Here is a 17521-nt window from a genome sequence, read left to right as displayed (position 1 = left end):
CGGCGTACGGCCCACGGGCCGAGACTGGGCGGACATGCGCGACATCGCGTCGCACGAGGAGGCGACATGGGCTGGTTGTGGGCAATCATCGTGGGCCTGGTGCTGGGTCTGATCGCGAAGGCGATCCTGCCCGGCAAACAGAGCATCCCACTCTGGCTGACGACGATCTTCGGCATCCTCGGCAGCGTCCTCGGCAACGCCGTCGCCACCTGGATCGGCGTCAACGACACCAGGGGCATCGACTGGACGCGCCATCTGTTCCAGTTGATCGGCGCGGTGGTCATCGTCGGTCTCGGCGACATGCTGTGGACCTCGCTCCGCGGTACGAAACAGAAGGCCTGAGCCACCGGACCACCACGCACTGCGGCCGGACACGCATCACGCGTGTCCGGCCGCAGTGGCGATCGTCCGGGATCAGCCGGTGACCTCGACGGCCGCGAGGTTCTTCTTGCCGCGGCGCAGCACCAGCCAGCGCCCGTGCAGCAGTTCCTCGCGGGCCGGTGCGCTCTCGCCGTCCGTGACCTTGACGTTGTTCACGTACGCACCGCCCTCCTTCACCGTGCGACGGGCGCCCGACTTGCTCGGCGCCAGACCGACCTCCACCAGGAGGTCCACCAGCGGGCCGAGCTCGGTGACCCGCGCGTGTGGCACCTCGGACAGCGCGGCGCTCAGCGTCGCCTCGTCCAGCTCGCCCAGCTCACCCTGACCGAAGAGCGCCTTCGACGCGGCGATGACCGCGGCGCACTGACCGGCGCCGTGCACCAGCGTCGTCAGCTCCTCGGCCAGCGCGCGCTGCGCCGTCCGGGCCTGCGGACGCTCCTCGGTGAGCTTCTCCAGCTCGGCCAGCTCCGCGGGGCTCTGGAAGCTGAGGATGCGCATGTACCGGGAGATGTCCCGGTCGTCCACGTTCAGCCAGAACTGGTAGAACGCGTACGGCGTCGTCATCGACGGGTCGAGCCAGACGGCCCCGCTCTCGGACTTGCCGAACTTGGTGCCGTCCGCCTTCGTCATCAGCGGGGTCGCCAGTGCGTGCACCTCGGCGCCCGGCTCCAGGCGGTGGATCAGGTCGAGGCCCGCGGTGAGGTTGCCCCACTGGTCGCTGCCGCCCTGCTGGAGGGTGCAGCCGTAGCGCCGGTACAGCTCCAGGTAGTCCATGCTCTGCAGCAGCTGGTAGCTGAACTCGGTGTAGCTGATGCCCTCGTCGGACTCCAGCCGCCGGGCGATGGACTCCTTCGTCAGCATCTTGTTGACGCGGAAGTGCTTGCCGATGTCCCGGAGGAACTCGATCGCGGACAGGCCCGCGGTCCAGTCCAGGTTGTTGACCATGACCGCCGCGTTCTCGCCCTCGAAGGACAGGAACGGCTCGATCTGGGACCGCAGCCGCGACACCCAGTTGGCGACCGTCTCCGGGTCGTTCAGCGTGCGCTCGGCGGTCGGCCTCGGGTCACCGATCTGACCGGTGGCCCCGCCCACCAGGGCGAGCGGCCGCAGACCGGCCTGCTGGAGCCGGCGCATGGTGAGCACCTGCACCAGATGGCCGACGTGCAGACTCGCGGCGGTGGGGTCGTAGCCGCAATAGAACGTGACGGGACCGTCCGCGAGAGCCTTGCGCAGTGCGTCCTCATCGGTGGACTGGGCGAACAGCCCACGCCACTTCAGCTCGTCGACGATGTCCGCCACGGTTCCGTGTCTCCTCAGCTACGTGTATCGAATTGCGACAGCCAGTCTAGGCGGGTCACACGCCCTGACTCACCGAGCTCATGTTGAAGTCGGGGATCCGCAGCGCGGGCATGGCCGCCCGGGTGAACCAGTCGCCCCACTCGCGCGGCAGCGTCTTCTCCGTACGGCCCGCTTCCGTGGCCCGCGACAGCAGGTCCACCGGCGACTCGTTGAACCGGAAGTTGTTCACCTCGCCGACGACCTCGCCGTCCTCGACGAGATACACCCCGTCGCGGGTCAGCCCGGTCAGCAGCAGCGTCGCCGGATCGACCTCCCGGATGTACCACATGCAGGTCAGCAGCAGCCCGCGGCCGGTCGTCGCGGCCACCATCTCCTCCAGGGACCGCTCACCGCCGCCTTCCAGCAGCAGGTTGTCGATCGCCGGCGCGACCGGCAGCCCGGTCAGACCCGCCGTGTGCCGGGTGGTCGTCAGATGCTCCAGCCGACCGTCCAGGATCCAGTCCGTCGACGTCAGCGGCAGACCGTTGTCGAAGACGGACGCGCCGTCCCCCGAGGCGTGCGCGATCACGAACGGCGCCGACTCCAGACCCGGTGCGTGCGGGTCGCTGCGCAGCGACAGCGGCAGCTCGGACAGGGTCTCGCCGATCCTCGTCCCGCCGCCCGGCCTGGAGAACACCGTCCGGCCCTCCGTGGCGTCCCGTGCCGTCGACGACCACAGCTGGTAGATCAGCAGATCGGCCACCGCGGTCGGCGGCAGCAGCGTCTCGTACCGTCCGGCGGGCAGTTCGATACGACGCTCCGCCCAGCGCAGCCGCTGCGCGAGCTCCGTGTCGAGCTCGGCCGGGTCGACGTCCTTGAAGTCGCGCGTGGAGCGGCCCGCCCAGGTCGAACGGGTCCGGTCGGGGGACTTGGCGTTGAGCTCCAGCGTCCCGTTCGGCTGGTCGTGGCGCAGCCGCAGCCCCGTCGACGTACCCAGGTACGTCGAGGTCAGCTGGTGGTGGGCGAAGCCGTACAGCTCACGGCCACCGGAGCGGGCACGGGCGAAGGCGTCGCCGAGCGCCGGGGCGAACTCCGAGAAGACGTCCGAGCCGGTCTCGGCCGGCGCGTCCGTGAAGTCGGGCGACGAGGGCACACCACTGACCAGCGGCTGCGCGTCCTCCGCCGGACCGGCCCCGCGCGCGGCGGCCTCGGCGGCCCGCACCAGCGGTTCCAGATCGTCGGCGGTCACCGCGGACCGCGACACGACCCCGGAAGCGGTGCCCTGCGCGCCGTCGACGGTCGCGATGACGGTCAGGGTCCGCCCCCGTGTCACCCCGTTCGTGGTGAGCGCGTTGCCGGCCCAGCGCAGATTCGCGGACGACTCCTCGTCGGCGATGACGACACAGCCGTCGGCGGTGGACAGTTCGAGCGCCCGCTCGACGATCTCGTACGGCTTGCTGACGCGGCTCATCGCCCGGCCTCCTGCGTCGTATTGAGGATGTTCACGCCCCGGAAGAGGGCGGAGGGGCAGCCGTGGGAGACGGCCGCGACCTGGCCCGGCTGGGCCTTGCCGCAGTTGAAGGCGCCGCCCAGTACATACGTCTGCGGGCCGCCGACCTTCTCCATCGAGCCCCAGAAGTCCGTCGTCGTGGCCTGGTACGCGACATCGCGCAGCTGACCGGCCAGCCTGCCGTTCTCGATGCGGAAGAACCGCTGCCCGGTGAACTGGAAGTTGTAGCGCTGCATGTCGATCGACCAGGACCGGTCGCCGACCACATAGATCCCGCGCTCCACCCCGCCGATCAGATCCTCCGTGGACAGCCCGCCCGGATCCGGCTGCAGCGACACGTTCGCCATCCGCTGTACGGGGACGTGCCCCGGCGAGTCCGCGTACGCGCAGCCGTTGGACCGGCCCAGACCCGTCAGCTTCGCGATCCGCCGGTCCAGCTGGTACCCGACCAGTGTCCCGTCCCTGACGAGGTCCCAGGACTGCGCCTCGACACCTTCGTCGTCGTACCCGATGGTCGCGAGCCCGTGCTCGGCGGTGCGGTCGCCCGTCACGTTCATCACGGGGGAGCCGTACGCCAGCTTCCCCAGCTGGTCGAAGGTGGCGAACGAGGTCCCGGCGTACGCCGCCTCGTACCCCAGCGCCCGGTCCAGCTCGGTGGCGTGGCCGATCGATTCATGGATCGTCAGCCAGAGATTGGACGGGTCGACGACCAGGTCGTACGTCCCCGCCTCGACGCTCGGCGCCCGCATCTTCTCGGCCAGCAGCCCGGGAATCCGCTCCAGCTCCTCGTCCCAGTCCCAGCCGGTCCCGGTCAGGTACTCCCAGCCGCGGCCCACCGGCGGCGCGATGGTCCGCATCGAGTCGAACTCACCGGTGTTCCCGTCCACGGCGACCGCGGTCAGCTGCGGATGCAGCCGCACCCGCTGCTGGGTGGTGACGGTGCCCGCCGTGTCCGCGTAGAACTTGTTCTCATGGACGGTCATGAGCGAGGCGTCCACATGTGCGACACCCTCCGCGCCGAGGAGCCGGCTGCTCCACTCGGCGAGCAGCCCCGCCTTCTCCTCGTCCGGTACGGAGAACGGGTCGACGTCGTACGCCGACACCCAGGTCCGCTCACCGTGCACCGGCTCGTCCGCCAGCTCCACCCGCTCGTCGGACCCGGCCGCCGCGATCACCTTGGCCGACAGCTTCGCCATGGCGACCGCTTGGGACGCCACCTTCGCCGCCGCGTCCATGGTCAGATCCACTCCCGACGCGAACCCCCACGCCCCGCCGTGCACCACACGCACCGCGTACCCGAGATCGGTGGTGTCCGAGCTCCCGGCGGGCCGGGCGTCCCGCAGCCGCCAGGACGCGCTGCGCACCCGCTCGAAACGGAAGTCGGCATGCGCGGCCCCCAGCGCACGGGCACGCGCGAGCGCCGCGTCGGCGAGGGCCCGCAGGGGCAGGGCCAGAAATGACTGATCTACCTCGTGGGGCACAGGGGATTCCCTTCTCGATACACCACGGAAGTGAACCACGCGGACGGTGACCGCACCCCGGGTTATCGGGCCTTGCCCGCCCGGCGACGGCTGCGGTGCGACTCGACGGGTGAACCTCTGTAGGAATCCCACAGTGCCCCGGGGGAGGTGCTGTCAGGGGCCGATTCTCCGCGGGGCGGGTGGTACCGATAGGTTTTCGAGGTACCAGACCGCTATCGAAAGGGTGATCCGTTGAGCCGCTCGGTTCTCGTCACCGGAGGAAACCGGGGCATCGGCCTCGCCATCGCCCGCGCTTTCGCCGAAAACGGCGACAAGGTCGCGATCACCTACCGCTCCGGCGAGCCGCCCAAGGAACTGACCGAGGCGGGCTGCCTCGCGGTCCGCTGCGACATCACGGACGCCGAACAGGTGGAGCAGGCCTACAAGGAGATCGAGGAGAAGCACGGTCCGGTCGAGGTACTGGTCGCCAACGCCGGTATCACCAAGGACCAGTTGCTGATGCGGATGTCCGAGGAGGACTTCACGTCCGTACTCGACACCAACCTCACCGGCACCTTCCGGGTCGTCAAGCGCGCCAATCGCGGCATGCTGCGCGCCAAGAAGGGCCGAGTCGTCCTCATCTCCTCGGTCGTCGGGCTCCTCGGCTCGGCGGGGCAGGCCAACTACGCCGCCTCCAAGGCCGGTCTGGTCGGTTTCGCCCGGTCGCTGGCGCGCGAGCTCGGCTCGCGGAACATCACTTTCAACGTCGTCGCGCCCGGTTTCGTCGACACCGACATGACCCAGGTGCTCACCGAGGAGCAGCGCAAGGGCATCGTCGCCCAGGTGCCGCTGGCCCGCTACGCGCAGCCCGAGGAGATCGCCGCCGCGGTGCGCTTCCTCGCCTCCGACGACGCGTCGTACATCACTGGAGCCGTCATCCCCGTTGACGGCGGATTGGGCATGGGTCACTGACCACCATGATCGGAATTCTCGACGGCAAGCGCATCCTCATCACCGGTGTGCTGATGGAGTCGTCCATCGCCTTCCACACCGCCAAGGTGGCCCAGGAGCAGGGTGCCGAAGTCATCCTGACCGCCTTCCCCCGGCCCACGCTGACGGAGCGCATCGCCAAGAAGCTGCCCAAGCCCGCCAAGGTCATCGAGCTGGACGTGACCAACACCGAGCACCTGGACCGGCTCGAAGGCCTGGTCCGTGAGGAGCTCGGTTCGCTGGACGGCGTCGTCCACTCCATCGGCTTCGCGCCGCAGGACGCGCTCGGCGGCAACTTCCTGAACACCCCGTTCGAGTCCGTCTCCACCGCGATGCACGTCTCGGCGTTCTCGCTGAAGTCGCTCGCCATGGCCTGCAAGCCGCTGATGAGCGAGGGCGGCTCGATCGTCGGCCTCACCTTCGACGCGCAGTTCGCCTGGCCGCAGTACGACTGGATGGGGCCGGCCAAGGCCGCGCTGGAGGCCACCTCCCGCTACCTCGCCCGTGACCTGGGCAAGGACGACATCCGCTGCAACCTGATCTCGGCGGGCCCGATCGGCTCGATGGCCGCGAAGTCCATCCCGGGCTTCTCGGAGCTCGCGGACGTCTGGAACACCCGCTCCCCGCTCTCCTGGAACATGGCCGACCCGGAGCCGGCCGGCCGCGGTGTCGTCGCCCTGCTCTCGGACTTCTTCCCGAAGACCACGGGCGAGATCATCCACGTCGACGGTGGCGTGCACATGATGGGTGCCTGACCCCGTACGACAGGCTGTGACACGGCCGCGTACCGCCTTTGAGCAGGCGGTACGCGGCCGTCGTGCGTCTGCGCCCGACGGCGGCCCGCCCAAGTCGAAAATACGGTCGATCCACCGCAGAATGTGGTGGAACCGGACTTCTGGTCAGGCTGCGGGGAGGAGGTCGCTGTGCGCTCCACACGTCGCCGAACCTGGGCTCTGCTGGCGGCCGCCGTCGCCCTGGCCGCACTGGTCGCCCCCGTGGGCATATCCATGGCGGGGCGGGCCGGAGCCGGGGCGTCCGCCCCCGTGGCTCCCACCCCCGACCCCGCCGGATCCGAATGCCGTACGTCGGTCCGGGGCTCCCGGGTCGTCGCCTACTGCCACAACCCGTACCCCTCCACCGACCGCGTGCAGCTGCACACCGAATGCCGCCGCTGGTGGGACATAGACGCGGACGCCGCCCCGGTCGACGTGGGACCGGGACAGACCGTGCGGATCGACGACCGCTGCTGGAAGGAGGTCGCCTCCGTCTGGGTCACGCACCGGGTGCAGGACTCACCTCGGTCATGACTGCCCGGACCCGGTCGGCACGACCGCCCTGGACCACGACCGCCCTAGACCCGGTCCACCAGACAGCTCAGCGCATGACTCGCGGCCTCGGCCGCCGCCGTCTCCGCGTCCCCCGCCCGGATCGCCTCGACCAGCCGGCCGTGGTCCATGTGGTTCTCCGGCCGAAGCTCATGGCCGACATCGACCCTGAGATAGTCGCGCAGCAGATCGCCCAGATCGGCGTAGAGGCCGGTCAGTACGTCATTGTGCGAGGCCGCGACCACGGCCAGATGCAGTGTCGCGTCCGCCTCGACGAACGCCTCGGCGTCCCCCGCGGCCCAGGTCTCCTCACGGCGCGCCATCAGCGCGTCCAGCTGCTTCAGATCCCGCTCGGTGCGCCGGGCGGCGGCCAGCCGTGCCGCCGACGACTCCAGGGTGGAGCGCAGCTCGGCGACATGGCGCGGATCGGCAGAGGCGAAACGGCGGTGCATCACCCCGGCCAGCTCGCTCGTGGCGACGACATAGGTGCCCGATCCCTGCCGGATGTCGAGCAGTCCGTTGTGCGCCAGCGCGCGCACGGCCTCGCGCACGGTGTTACGGGCCACCCCCAGCTGTTCCACCAGCTCGGGCTCGGTGGGAATCCGTGAACCCACGGGCCACTCGCCCGAGGTGATCTGATTCCTCAGCTGGGCAATCACCTGGTCGGCGAGTGCCGAACGCCGCGGAGACGTCAGCGCCATGGTGCTCCTTGCTCGGGTTGCTGGGGTGATGCGGGGGGACGGGGGCGACGGGGGCGATGCGGGGGCCGCTCCGCCCACAGCAAATGGTCTCAGAGGGATTCTCCGACGATTGGACAATCAATCATCCCATGATTCTATGATGGGCTTCATGCCCGACGACGAGACCCAGTCCCCGTTCCCGTCCCAGACCCGGACCCTGAGCCCCGCCACCCCCGCGGACGACCGCACGAGAACTCCGGCCGCGAAAACCACGGCCCCGAAATCCTCACGGGCCGCCGCGGGCCCCTCCCCATGGCTGCTCCGGCTGGTCACCCTCGGGCTCGTCCTCACCGCGCTCAACCTCCGCCCCGCCATCACCAGCCTCGGCGCCCTCCTCGAAGAGGTGCAGGACGGGTTGCACATGAGCGGCAGCGTCGCCGGTGTTCTCACTTCCGTACCGCCGCTCTGCTTCGCGGTCTTCGGCGTGATGGCGCCCCGCCTCGCCCGCCGCTTCGGCCCGGGCGCGGTCGTCTGCGCCGGCATGATCGCCATCACGGCCGGTCTGGCGATCCGCCCGTTCGCCGGCGGAGCGGCCGGCTTCCTCGCCGCGAGCGCCCTCGCCCTCATGGGCATCGCCGTCAGCAACGTCCTGATGCCGGTGATCGTCAAGCGCTGGTTCCCGGACCGTGTCGGCTCCATGACCGGGCTCTACTCGATGGCCCTGGCCCTCGGCACCTCGCTCGCCGCCGCCGTGACCGTGCCCATGACCAGCGCGCTGGGCGGCAGCTGGAAGACGGGCCTCGGCATCTGGGCCGTGCTCGCCGCCGCCGCGATCCTGCCCTGGATTCCACTGGTACGGGACCGGAGCGGAGCCTCCGGCCGGCCCGCAGCCCACCACCGGGACACCCCGGCGCTCCGGATCACCCGCAGCCGCACCGCGTGGGGCCTCGCCTGCTTCTTCGGACTGCAGGCCACCGCCGCGTACATCACCATGGGATGGATGCCGCAGATCTTCCGCGACGCGGGAGTCCCGGCCGGTACCGCGGGTGTCCTGCTCGCCGTGGCCATGGCGATGGGCGTGCCGCTCGCCTTCGTGATCCCGCGAGTCGCCACCCGGATGAAGAGCCAGGGCCCGATCGTCGTCCTCCTCGGCAGCTGCGGCCTCATCGGATACGTGGGCCTCTACCTCGCGCCGGCCGGCGGGGCCTGGGCCTGGGCGCTGCTCCTGGGCATCTCCAACTGCGCCTTCCCGCTCGCCCTGACGATGATCGGCCTGCGCTCCCGCACCGGCGCCGGAGTGGTCCGGCTGTCCGCGTTCGCCCAGTCCACCGGCTATCTGATCTCGATCCCCGGCCCGCTGCTCGTCGGCGTGCTCCACCAGCACAGCGGCGGCTGGGGGCTGCCGATCGCGCTGATGGCGGGCCTGACGGTGCCGCAGACGGTGGCCGGAATCCTGGCCGGGCGGGACCGGACGATCGAGGACGAATGCTGAGATGCGAGACTGAGCCCATGTCTCCTGTGCTCGACCCGAACCCTCAGAACGGTCAGAAGAAGTTCCTCCTCGTACTCGGGGCGATGCTGCTGGTCACCGTGATCATCGGAGTGATCGCCTCGGTCGCATCCCCCTGAGCCGCGCGGCCGTAGGCGGCCGATGGTGGGGCTGGCACCACCATCCCCTAGGGGGCCAGGGTCAGGGTCAAGTGGGTGGGTCACCGGATGGGACCGGCGCCCTCGCGTCCGTAGGTTCGAGATATCGGAACCGACGACCCACGGAGGCGGACATGCCGGCCCGTACGCACACCCGGTCCACCCACCCGGCCACGGGCGGCATCGAGGTCCGGCTGCCGTGGTGGGCCGTCGCGCTGCCCGCGGTCGCGTTCGCCGCCCTCCTGCTGTTCACCGTGGGATCCGGCGAGGCGCACGCGGCGGCGACCGACCCCGCGATCGGCCGGTTGCTCGAGCGAATCATGGCCCTGATGACCCGCTGAGGGCGTCCGGGTACACCTCGGGAGCCCTTCAACACCCTGCGCCGGGTGGCACATTTCGTGCGAAGCTGAGGTGTATGAGCGTCGATACACCTCGCAGGATCGTTCTTCTCAGGCATGCAAAAGCGGAATGGTCGCAGGACTCCGACCATGAGCGGCCGCTCGCGGAGCGCGGCCGCAAGGATGCGCCGGTAGCCGGCCGCAAACTCGTCGATTCCGGCATCACCATCGACCTGGCCCTCTGCTCGACCGCCACCAGGACGCGCGAGACGTGGAAGCTGGCGGTGCACGAGATGCCCCACCGTCCCAGGACCGTGTACGAGGAGCGACTGTACGAGGCGTCCACCGGTGAACTGATCGCGCTGATCAACGAGACCCCCGACGATGTACGCGACCTTCTGGTGATCGGCCACAACCCCGGTATGCACGCCGTCGCCGACGCCCTCGCGGAATCGGCCGAGGGCGACGCCCTGGCCAGGATGAACCGGGGCGGCTTCCCGACCGCGGCCTTCGCCGTCGTCCGGTTCACCGGCTCCTGGAAGGGCGTGGAGCACGGAGTGGGCAAGCTGGTCGAGTACTGGACGCCCAACGACTGATCTCACCGGCGGACCGATTTCGCTGTCGTACGAGCAGGGCCCCGGTGCGGAAACCACCGGGGCCCTGCTCGTGCGCGGGTACGCGTCAGTCGACGAGACCGTCGGCGGCCTCGACCTCCTCGCGGGTGATGCCGAGCAGATACAGCACGGTGTCCAGGAACGGCACGTTCACCGCGGTGTGCGCTGCCTCGCGGACCACCGGCTTGGCGTTGAAGGCCACCCCGAGCCCGGCGGTGTTCAGCATGTCCAGGTCGTTCGCACCGTCACCGATCGCGACGGTCTGCGCCAGCGGCACCCCGGCCTGCGCGGCGAAGCTGCGTAGCAGCCTGGCCTTGCCGGCCCGGTCGACGATGTCGCCGGTCACTCGTCCGGTGAGCTTTCCGTCGACCACTTCCAAGGTGTTGGCAGAGGCGAAGTCGAGCCCGAGCCGCTCCTTCAGATCGTCGGTCACCTGGGTGAACCCGCCCGATACCACGCCCACTTGGTAACCGAGCCGCTTCAGCGTACGGATCAGGGTGCGGGCGCCCGGCGTCAGCCGTACCTCGGCGCGGACCTTGTCCACCACCGACACATCGAGCCCCGCCAGCAGCGCCACCCGTGCGTGCAGGGACTGTTCGAAGTCCAGCTCGCCGCGCATCGCCTGTTCGGTCACCTCGGCGACCTTGTCCTCGCATCCGGCGTGGGCGGCGAAGAGCTCGATGACCTCGTCCTGGATGAGCGTCGAGTCGACGTCCATGACGACCAGCCGCTGCGCCCGGCGGCTCAGCCCGGCCGACACGACCGCCACATCGACACCGATCCCGGCGGACTCCGTCGCCAGCGCCGTCCGCAGCTCCTCGGTCGCGGTGCCGGAGACCGCGAACTCGACTGCCGTGACCGGGTACTTCGCGAGCCGGAAGATACGGTCGATGTTCCCGCCGGTCGAGGTGATCGTGGCCGCTATGGCGGCGGTGGACTCCGCGGTCAGCGGGTGCCCGAGTACCGTCACATGGGAACGCCCGTAGCCGCGCGGCCGGTTGTCACCCGTACCGGAGATGATCTCGGCCTGCAGCTTCAGTGAATCGGCCCAGCTGTGCACGGTCGCCCGCAGGTCGCCCTCGGTGGTGCCGCCCGCGGTCGGGGCGGTGACCAGCGCGCACAGGACGATGCGGCCACGGGTGACGACCTGCTCGATGTCGACGACATCGACGGAGTAGGCGGCGAGGGTGTCGAAGAGCCCGGCAGTGATTCCGGGCCGGTCCTTCCCGAAGATCTTCACGAGAAGGGTGGGTGCGTCGGTGCCCCGACGGGACTCAGGGGGCTCAGGAGAGGGGGAGGACTGAGGTGGCTGAGATGCGCTCATGGTGCTTCCACCGTATCGGTCCGCCCGAAGGCACCGGAGGCCCGTCCCGAGGACCGGACAACGCGTCGTCCTCGTACCCCCTGGCCGGAGCACACGGGCGACGACGGACGGCACGCGCGCGGGCACGCTCGGCGACCGGGGGCGGATCCCGGCAGGGTCTTCACCCCGCCCGACTTTCGTATCGGGGACTGCTCCTGGAATAGTTCCCCACGATGTTCAGCATCCCTAGACTCCCTGCGATGGGGGTAACTCGGGGGACAACTAGTGGGGCGCGGAGTGCCGGAACTCGTACTGGAATTGAATGGCAGGACCTGGACGCTCGATCCGTCCAGGTCGTACACCCTCGGGCGCGATCCGCAGGGCGACCTGACGATCGACGACGCCAGGGTGTCGTGGCGGCATGCCACGATCAGCTGGGGGGGCCACAGTTGGTTCATCGAGGACCACGGCAGCACCAACGGCACCTATGTGCAGGGCCGCCGGATCCATCAGCTGGAGATAGGACCCGGCTCCGCCGTGCACCTGGGCAACGCCACTGACGGTCCGCGACTGAGCATGAGCGCCGCAGCCGGCGCCGATGTGTACAGCGGCCAGGGCGCGGGTGCGCAGCAGCCCCCCGTCCAGCAGCCCCAGCAAGGCGGCGCCGACTGGCCCGGCCGGCAGGCCCCCGCTCCGCAAGAGCCGCAGCAGGGCTGGCCGCAGGCGCCTCAGGCCCAGTCGCAGCAGCCCCGACAGCCCCAGGTTCCGCACCAGCAGGGCGGCCCGGTGAAGACGCCCGACGCAGGCGGTCCCGGCGGTGTCGCGGGGGCCCCGCCGGTGTACGGCGACCGCAGCCCGACCACGTTCCACCAGCTTGCCCTCGGCCGCGTCATGCGCATCGGCCGTGCGCTGGAGAACGAACTGGTCGTCTCCGACCTCCAGGTCTCGCGCCACCACGCCGAGTTCCACGCGACGCCCGACGGCCGCTTCGAGATCCGTGACCTCGGATCCCACAACGGCACCTACGTCAACGGCCAGCCGCTCTCCAAGTCCGGCTCCGCGCTCATCGGCCCCAACGACATCGTCGGTGTCGGCCACTCGACCTTCCGCCTGGTCGGCGACCGGCTCGAAGAGTTCGTCGACACCGGTGAGGTCTCCTTCTCCGCCCGCCACCTCACGGTGACGGTCGACGGCGGGAAGCAGATCCTCAAGGACGTCTCCTTCGGCGTCCCGGAGAAGTCGCTCATCGCGGTCATCGGCCCGTCGGGGTCCGGCAAGTCCACCCTGCTCAAGGCGCTCACCGGCTACCGGCCCGCCAACGAGGGCGATGTCCTCTACGACAACCGGAACCTGTACAAGCAGTTCGCCGAGCTGCGCCAGCGCATCGGTCTGGTCCCGCAGGACGACATCCTGCACAAGGAACTCACCGTCACCAAGGCCCTCAAGTACGCGGCCAAGCTCCGCTTCCCCGCGGACACCACCGAGGCCGAACGCCAGGCCCGGATCCTCGAAGTCCTCGCCGAGCTGAAGCTCGACATCCACAAGGACAAGAAGGTCACCTCGCTCTCCGGCGGCCAGCGCAAGCGGGTCTCCGTGGCCCTGGAGCTGCTCACCAAGCCGTCGCTGATCTTCCTGGACGAGCCGACCTCCGGCCTCGACCCGGGCATGGACCGCGATGTCATGCAGCTGCTGCGCGGCCTGGCCGACGACGGCCGCACCGTCCTCGTCGTCACGCACTCGGTCGCCGAGCTGGCGATCTGCGACAAGCTGCTCGTCATGGCGCCGGGCGGTTCCGTCGCCTACTTCGGTCCGCCGGAGGAAGCGCTCAACTTCTTCGGCTACACCACCTGGGCCGACGTCTTCTCCGCGTTCGAGAACTACCGCGACTACGACTGGGCGGGCCGCTGGCGCGGTTCGCAGCACTACCAGATGTACGCCGCGGACATCGACGCCGTCGCCGCGCAGTCCGTACACATGCCGCCGCCGCAGCAGATGCGTCCGCCGAAGCCGCAGAGCTGGACGGCCCAGCTGTGGACGCTGATGCGCCGCTACGTCTCGGTGATCGCGTCCGACAAGGGCTTCATCGGCCTGATGGTGATCCTGCCCGCCGTGCTCGGTGTCGTCAGCGTCGTCATCCCGGCCGACTTCGGCCTGGCCCCGCCCAAGCCGCCGTCCCGGTTCAACGGAGCCGCCGGGACGATCATGCTGATCCTCGCGGTCGGCATGTGCTTCTCCGGTGCGGCCAACTCCGTACGAGAACTGATCAAGGAACGCGTCATCTACGAACGGGAACGGGCCACCGGCCTGTCCCGCTCCGCCTATCTGATGTCCAAGGTGATCGTCCTCGGCGTGATCACGGCCATCCAGGGCGTCATCATCTGCGGCATCGGCTTCGCCACCCGTGAGCTGCCCGCAGAGGGCCTGATCATGCCGCCGGCCGTCGAGCTCTGCCTGACGATCATCGCGCTCGGCTTCACCTCGATGATGTTCGGCCTGGTGATCTCCTCACTGGTGAAGACCGCCGAGAAGACCATGCCGCTGCTGGTCATGTTCGCGATCGTCCAGGTCGTCTTCACCGGCATCCTCTTCCAGGTGTACGGATCGCCCGGCCTGGAGCAGTTCGCCTGGCTGATGCCGTCGCGCTGGGCGATCGCCGGCGCGGGCACGACCCTCGACCTCTCGCACCTCATGGCGCCGTGGGACCCGAAGAACCCGACCGATCTGGACCCGCTGTGGGAGCACTCGGCCACGCAGTGGGGGATCGACATCTCGGTCCTGCTGATCCTCGGCATCATCTGCGGCGTCGCGGTCGCGCGACTGCTGCGCCGCCACGAGCCGGAGGTCATGCGCAAGTAGGCGCGGGCAACCGGCACGGAACGCCGAAGGGCGGCACCCCCTTGTACGGGGTGCCGCCCTTCGGCGCGTGCGCGGATCGTCCGGGGTCGTCCGGAGCCGATCAGTACGCGCTGTTGACGTTGTCGATCGAGCCGTAGCGGTCGGCGGCGTAGTTGGCCGCGGCCGTGATGTTGGCGACCGGGTCGTAGATGTTCATCGAGGTGCCCGGGACGTGGTACGCGTTGAACGTCGGCTGGATGACCTGCAGCAGGCCACAGGACGGGGTGCCGTTCTGGGCGTTGATGTCCCAGCCGTTCATCGCGTTCGGGTTACCGGTGGACTCCCGCATGATGTTGCGGTGCAGTCCGTTGTACGAGCCGGGGATGCCGTGGGCCTTCATGACGTCCAGGGCCTGCCTGATCCAGCCGTCCAGGTTGTTGGCGTAGGCGACCGGGGTACGGGACTGGGAGCGGCTGGCGGCCTGCGTCCCGGCGCGCTCGGCGGCGGCCTTGGCCTTCGCGGCGGCCTTGGCCTCGGCACGGGCCTTGGCCTCGGCGGCGGCCACGGCCTTGGCCTTGGCCACGGCCTTGGCCTTCGCCTCGACGGCGGCGGCCTTCTTGGCCCGGGCGAGGTCGGCGGCCTTCACCAGCTTCTCGGCGGTGGAGTGCTGCTCGATGATGCTGGCCTGCACGGCCTTGACCTGCGAAGAACCGGCGACCGATGCGAGGACCACGGGGGCGGCGGACACGGGTGCCTGCGCCTCGGGCTTGGACTCTGCATTGGCGGGGACGAGCGAGAACGAGAGCGAAGCGACGGCGCAGGCGGAGATGCCGGCGACGGTGAGCTTCTGGGTCTTGTTCAGACGACGACTGCGGCCGGGGATGCGGGACATGGTCATGGCAGGCATACCTCTTCGAATCGCGGGAGTCCTCACGGAGGACGAAGACGGGAAGCGTTGTTCTCTCAAGCTCCGTCGGGGACAAGGGCAATTCTTAGCGCCAGCAAAATCCCGTGGCAAAGGTGTGACGTACGAACCCGGATAGTGGATCACGGCCCCGCTCGAACGTGACGGCCCGCGCTCATACTCCTTGATGTGGCACTTACGTATCCACTACCCGGCTTCGTAAGTGACGTGGGTCCTATGCTCGGCCTCACATCGGCCGTGTAACAAGCTCACCAATCGTTGCTCAAGCAATTCGGAGTGTGATGCTCCGTATCTGTTCGCCGGTATATCGCGCCTCATGACCGACTCCCGCACGCCCCGCGCCGAAAGGACCTAGGCCCTGCGTCCTGGCCGGCACCGTCCACAGGCCGATACGGCCGCTCCGCCCCCGCCGGTACGGTGAGGCCATGAGCCATCGCCCACCGTCGGGTCTCGCAGCGGTGAGTGCCGCGCTGCTCGCCATGAGCCGGCACCTCGAAGTGCGTGATGTCCTGAAGACGATCGTCGCTTCGGCCCGCGGGCTGCTGGACGCCGAGTACGCGGCCCTGGGCGTCCCTGACGACCACGGCGGCTTCGCCCAGTTCGTCGTCGACGGTGTCAGCGACGAGCAGTGGAAGGCCATCGGCCCCCTGCCCCGGCAGCACGGCATCCTGGCCGCGATGCTCCACCAGGCCAAGCCCGAGCGTCTCGCCGATGTCCGCCAGGACCCCCGCTTCGAGGGCTGGCCGACCGCGCACCCCGACATGTCCGACTTCCTCGGCCTGCCCATCCGTGACGGCGACGAGATCATCGGCGCACTCTTCCTCGCCAACAAGCGCTGCCCCAAGCCCGAGGGCACCTGCGGCTTCACCGCGGAGGACGAGGAACTGCTGGCGATCCTCGCCCAGCACGCGGCGATCGCCCTCACCAATGCCCGTCTGTACGAGCGCAGCCGCGAGCTCACCATCGCCGAGGAGCGCTCCCGGCTCGCCCATGAGCTGCACGACGCGGTCAGCCAGAAGCTGTTCTCGCTGCGGCTGACGGCCCAGGCCGCCACCGCCCTCGTCGACCGCGACCCGGCCCGTGCCAAGGGCGAGCTCCAGCAGGTCGCCGCGCTCGCCGCGGAAGCCGTGGACGAGCTGCGCGCCGCCGTCGTCGAACTGCGCCCGGCCGCGCTCGACGAGGACGGCCTCATCGCCACGCTCCGTACCCAGGTCCAGGTCCTGGACCGGGCCCACACGGCCAGGGTCACCTTCGAGAGCCTGGGCGTACGGGCCCTGCCCGCCGCCCAGGAAGAAGCGCTGCTCCGGGTCTCCCAGGAGGCCCTGCACAACGCACTGCGCCACTCGGGCGCCGGGCAGGTCGACGTCACCCTGACCCGGCACCGCGGCGGCACCGTGCTGCGGATCACCGACGACGGCAGCGGCTTCGAGCCCACGGCGACCCGGCAGGCGGGCCGCCACCTCGGCCTGGTGTCGATGCGGGACCGCGCGAGCGGGGTCGGCGGAAGACTCACCGTTGAATCGGCGCCCGGCAAGGGCACCACGATCGAGATGGAGGTACCCGGTGGCTGACAAGATCATCAGGGTGCTGCTGGTCGACGACCACCAGGTGGTCCGCCGCGGTCTGCGTACGTTCCTGGAGATCCAGGACGACATAGAGGTCGTCGGCGAGGCGTCCGACGGCGCCGAGGGGGTGGCCAGGACCGAGGAGCTCCGTCCCGATGTCGTTCTGATGGACATCAAGATGCCCGGTACCGACGGGATCGAGGCCCTGCGCAAGCTCCGCGAGCTGGAGAACCCGGCCAAGGTCCTCATCGTCACCAGCTTCACCGAGCAGCGCACCGTGGTCCCCGCCCTGCGCGCCGGAGCTTCCGGTTACGTATACAAGGACGTCGACCCGGACGCCCTGGCCGGCGCCATCCGCTCGGTGTACGCGGGCCACGTCCTGCTCCAGCCGGAGGTCGCGGGGGCCCTGCTCGCCCAGGACGACGCGGGCGGCGGCACCGGCCGGGGGAGCACCCTCACCGAACGGGAGCGGGAAGTGCTGGGCCTGATCGCCGACGGCCGCTCCAACCGCGAGATCGCGCGGGCGCTGGTCCTCTCCGAGAAGACCGTCAAGACCCACGTCTCGAACATCCTGATGAAGCTGGACCTCTCGGACCGGACCCAGGCAGCCCTCTGGGCCGTCCGACATGGGGCTGCGGGCTGACCCGACCCCGAAGCGGACCGTCCTCCT

General features: G+C 69.7%; 17 protein-coding genes. 11 read left to right on the top strand and 6 right to left on the bottom strand.

Annotated elements, in window-relative coordinates:
* Positions 1–66 precede the first annotated feature (66 nt).
* Positions 67–342 (top strand): GlsB/YeaQ/YmgE family stress response membrane protein, encoded by a 276-nt coding sequence (locus tag OG507_RS08825; RefSeq protein ID WP_327366592.1) that lies wholly within the window; start codon positions 67–69, stop codon positions 340–342.
* Between the two features lie 72 nt (positions 343–414).
* Here OG507_RS08825 and tyrS read toward each other — a convergent pair whose 3' ends face one another.
* Genes tyrS through OG507_RS08810 form a run of 3 tightly spaced genes read right to left on the bottom strand, consistent with a single transcriptional unit; the run spans position 415 to position 4650 of the window.
* Complete coding sequence (gene tyrS, locus OG507_RS08820; RefSeq protein WP_327366591.1) at positions 415–1680, bottom strand: tyrosine--tRNA ligase; 1266 nt, start codon at positions 1678–1680, stop codon at positions 415–417.
* Between the two features lie 55 nt (positions 1681–1735).
* Complete coding sequence (locus OG507_RS08815) at positions 1736–3130, bottom strand: metallopeptidase TldD-related protein (RefSeq protein WP_327366590.1); 1395 nt, start codon at positions 3128–3130, stop codon at positions 1736–1738.
* On the bottom strand, positions 3127–4650 hold the full coding sequence (locus OG507_RS08810; RefSeq protein ID WP_327366589.1) for a TldD/PmbA family protein: 1524 nt from the start codon (positions 4648–4650) through the stop codon (positions 3127–3129). Before OG507_RS08810 ends, OG507_RS08815 begins: the two co-directional genes overlap by 4 nt.
* 231 nt (positions 4651–4881) lie before the next feature.
* Here OG507_RS08810 and fabG point away from each other — a divergent pair, with 231 nt between their 5' ends.
* The 3 genes from fabG to OG507_RS08795 all read left to right on the top strand — a co-directional run bounded on the left by fabG (position 4882) and on the right by OG507_RS08795 (position 6926).
* Positions 4882–5601: a 3-oxoacyl-[acyl-carrier-protein] reductase gene (gene fabG / locus OG507_RS08805; protein ID WP_327366588.1), complete on the top strand. Its 720-nt coding sequence runs from the start codon at positions 4882–4884 to the stop codon at positions 5599–5601.
* 5 nt (positions 5602–5606) lie between these two features.
* The gene (gene fabI / locus OG507_RS08800) at positions 5607–6374 is read left to right on the top strand and encodes an enoyl-ACP reductase FabI (protein ID WP_266987197.1); all 768 of its coding nucleotides are present in this window, start codon (positions 5607–5609) and stop codon (positions 6372–6374) included.
* 168 nt (positions 6375–6542) lie between these two features.
* Positions 6543–6926, top strand: coding sequence for a hypothetical protein (locus tag OG507_RS08795; RefSeq protein ID WP_327366587.1), 384 nt, complete (start codon positions 6543–6545; stop codon positions 6924–6926).
* Positions 6927–6970: 44 nt separating this feature from the next.
* Here OG507_RS08795 and OG507_RS08790 read toward each other — a convergent pair whose 3' ends face one another.
* Positions 6971–7645: a FadR/GntR family transcriptional regulator gene (locus tag OG507_RS08790; RefSeq protein WP_327366586.1), complete on the bottom strand. Its 675-nt coding sequence runs from the start codon at positions 7643–7645 to the stop codon at positions 6971–6973.
* A gap of 148 nt (positions 7646–7793) precedes the next feature.
* Here OG507_RS08790 and OG507_RS08785 point away from each other — a divergent pair, with 148 nt between their 5' ends.
* The 4 genes from OG507_RS08785 to OG507_RS08770 all read left to right on the top strand — a co-directional run bounded on the left by OG507_RS08785 (position 7794) and on the right by OG507_RS08770 (position 10205).
* A complete protein-coding gene (locus tag OG507_RS08785; RefSeq protein ID WP_327366585.1) occupies positions 7794–9116 on the top strand; it encodes a CynX/NimT family MFS transporter in 1323 nt (440 codons plus the stop codon).
* Positions 9117–9142: 26 nt separating this feature from the next.
* Positions 9143–9253, top strand: a complete 111-nt coding sequence (locus OG507_RS08780) for an SGM_5486 family transporter-associated protein (protein WP_327371907.1) — start codon at positions 9143–9145, stop codon at positions 9251–9253.
* A 152-nt stretch (positions 9254–9405) separates the two neighbouring features.
* On the top strand, positions 9406–9612 hold the full coding sequence (locus OG507_RS08775; RefSeq protein WP_327366584.1) for a hypothetical protein: 207 nt from the start codon (positions 9406–9408) through the stop codon (positions 9610–9612).
* A gap of 74 nt (positions 9613–9686) precedes the next feature.
* Positions 9687–10205 (top strand): SixA phosphatase family protein, encoded by a 519-nt coding sequence (locus OG507_RS08770; RefSeq protein ID WP_327366583.1) that lies wholly within the window; start codon positions 9687–9689, stop codon positions 10203–10205.
* Positions 10206–10290: 85 nt separating this feature from the next.
* Here the strand turns inward: OG507_RS08770 and serB are convergent, their stop codons facing one another.
* A complete protein-coding gene (gene serB, locus OG507_RS08765) occupies positions 10291–11547 on the bottom strand; it encodes a phosphoserine phosphatase SerB (protein ID WP_327366582.1) in 1257 nt (418 codons plus the stop codon).
* Positions 11548–11811: 264 nt separating this feature from the next.
* Between serB and OG507_RS08760 the strand changes: the two genes are divergently transcribed.
* Positions 11812–14382, top strand: a complete 2571-nt coding sequence (locus OG507_RS08760) for an ABC transporter ATP-binding protein/permease (protein ID WP_327366581.1) — start codon at positions 11812–11814, stop codon at positions 14380–14382.
* A 100-nt stretch (positions 14383–14482) separates the two neighbouring features.
* On the opposite strand, the gene OG507_RS08755 is transcribed toward OG507_RS08760, so the two are convergent.
* Entirely contained in the window at positions 14483–15259 is a 777-nt protein-coding gene (locus OG507_RS08755; protein WP_327366579.1) for a transglycosylase SLT domain-containing protein, read from the bottom strand.
* 452 nt (positions 15260–15711) lie between these two features.
* Between OG507_RS08755 and OG507_RS08750 the strand changes: the two genes are divergently transcribed.
* Both OG507_RS08750 and OG507_RS08745 read left to right on the top strand, forming a co-directional pair.
* Positions 15712–16857, top strand: coding sequence for a GAF domain-containing sensor histidine kinase (locus OG507_RS08750; protein WP_327366578.1), 1146 nt, complete (start codon positions 15712–15714; stop codon positions 16855–16857).
* Positions 16850–17494 carry a response regulator transcription factor gene (locus OG507_RS08745; RefSeq protein WP_327275980.1) on the top strand — a complete coding sequence of 215 codons (645 nt, stop codon included), beginning with the start codon at positions 16850–16852 and terminating at the stop codon, positions 17492–17494. Before OG507_RS08750 ends, OG507_RS08745 begins: the two co-directional genes overlap by 8 nt.
* The last annotated feature ends 27 nt before the right edge of the window (positions 17495–17521 follow it).

This window comes from Streptomyces sp. NBC_01217 (assembly GCF_035994185.1).
Classification (GTDB): Bacteria; Actinomycetota; Actinomycetes; order Streptomycetales; family Streptomycetaceae; genus Streptomyces.
Note: the sequence above shows the minus strand (reverse complement) of the source record. Positions and strands in the feature narration are given on the sequence as shown.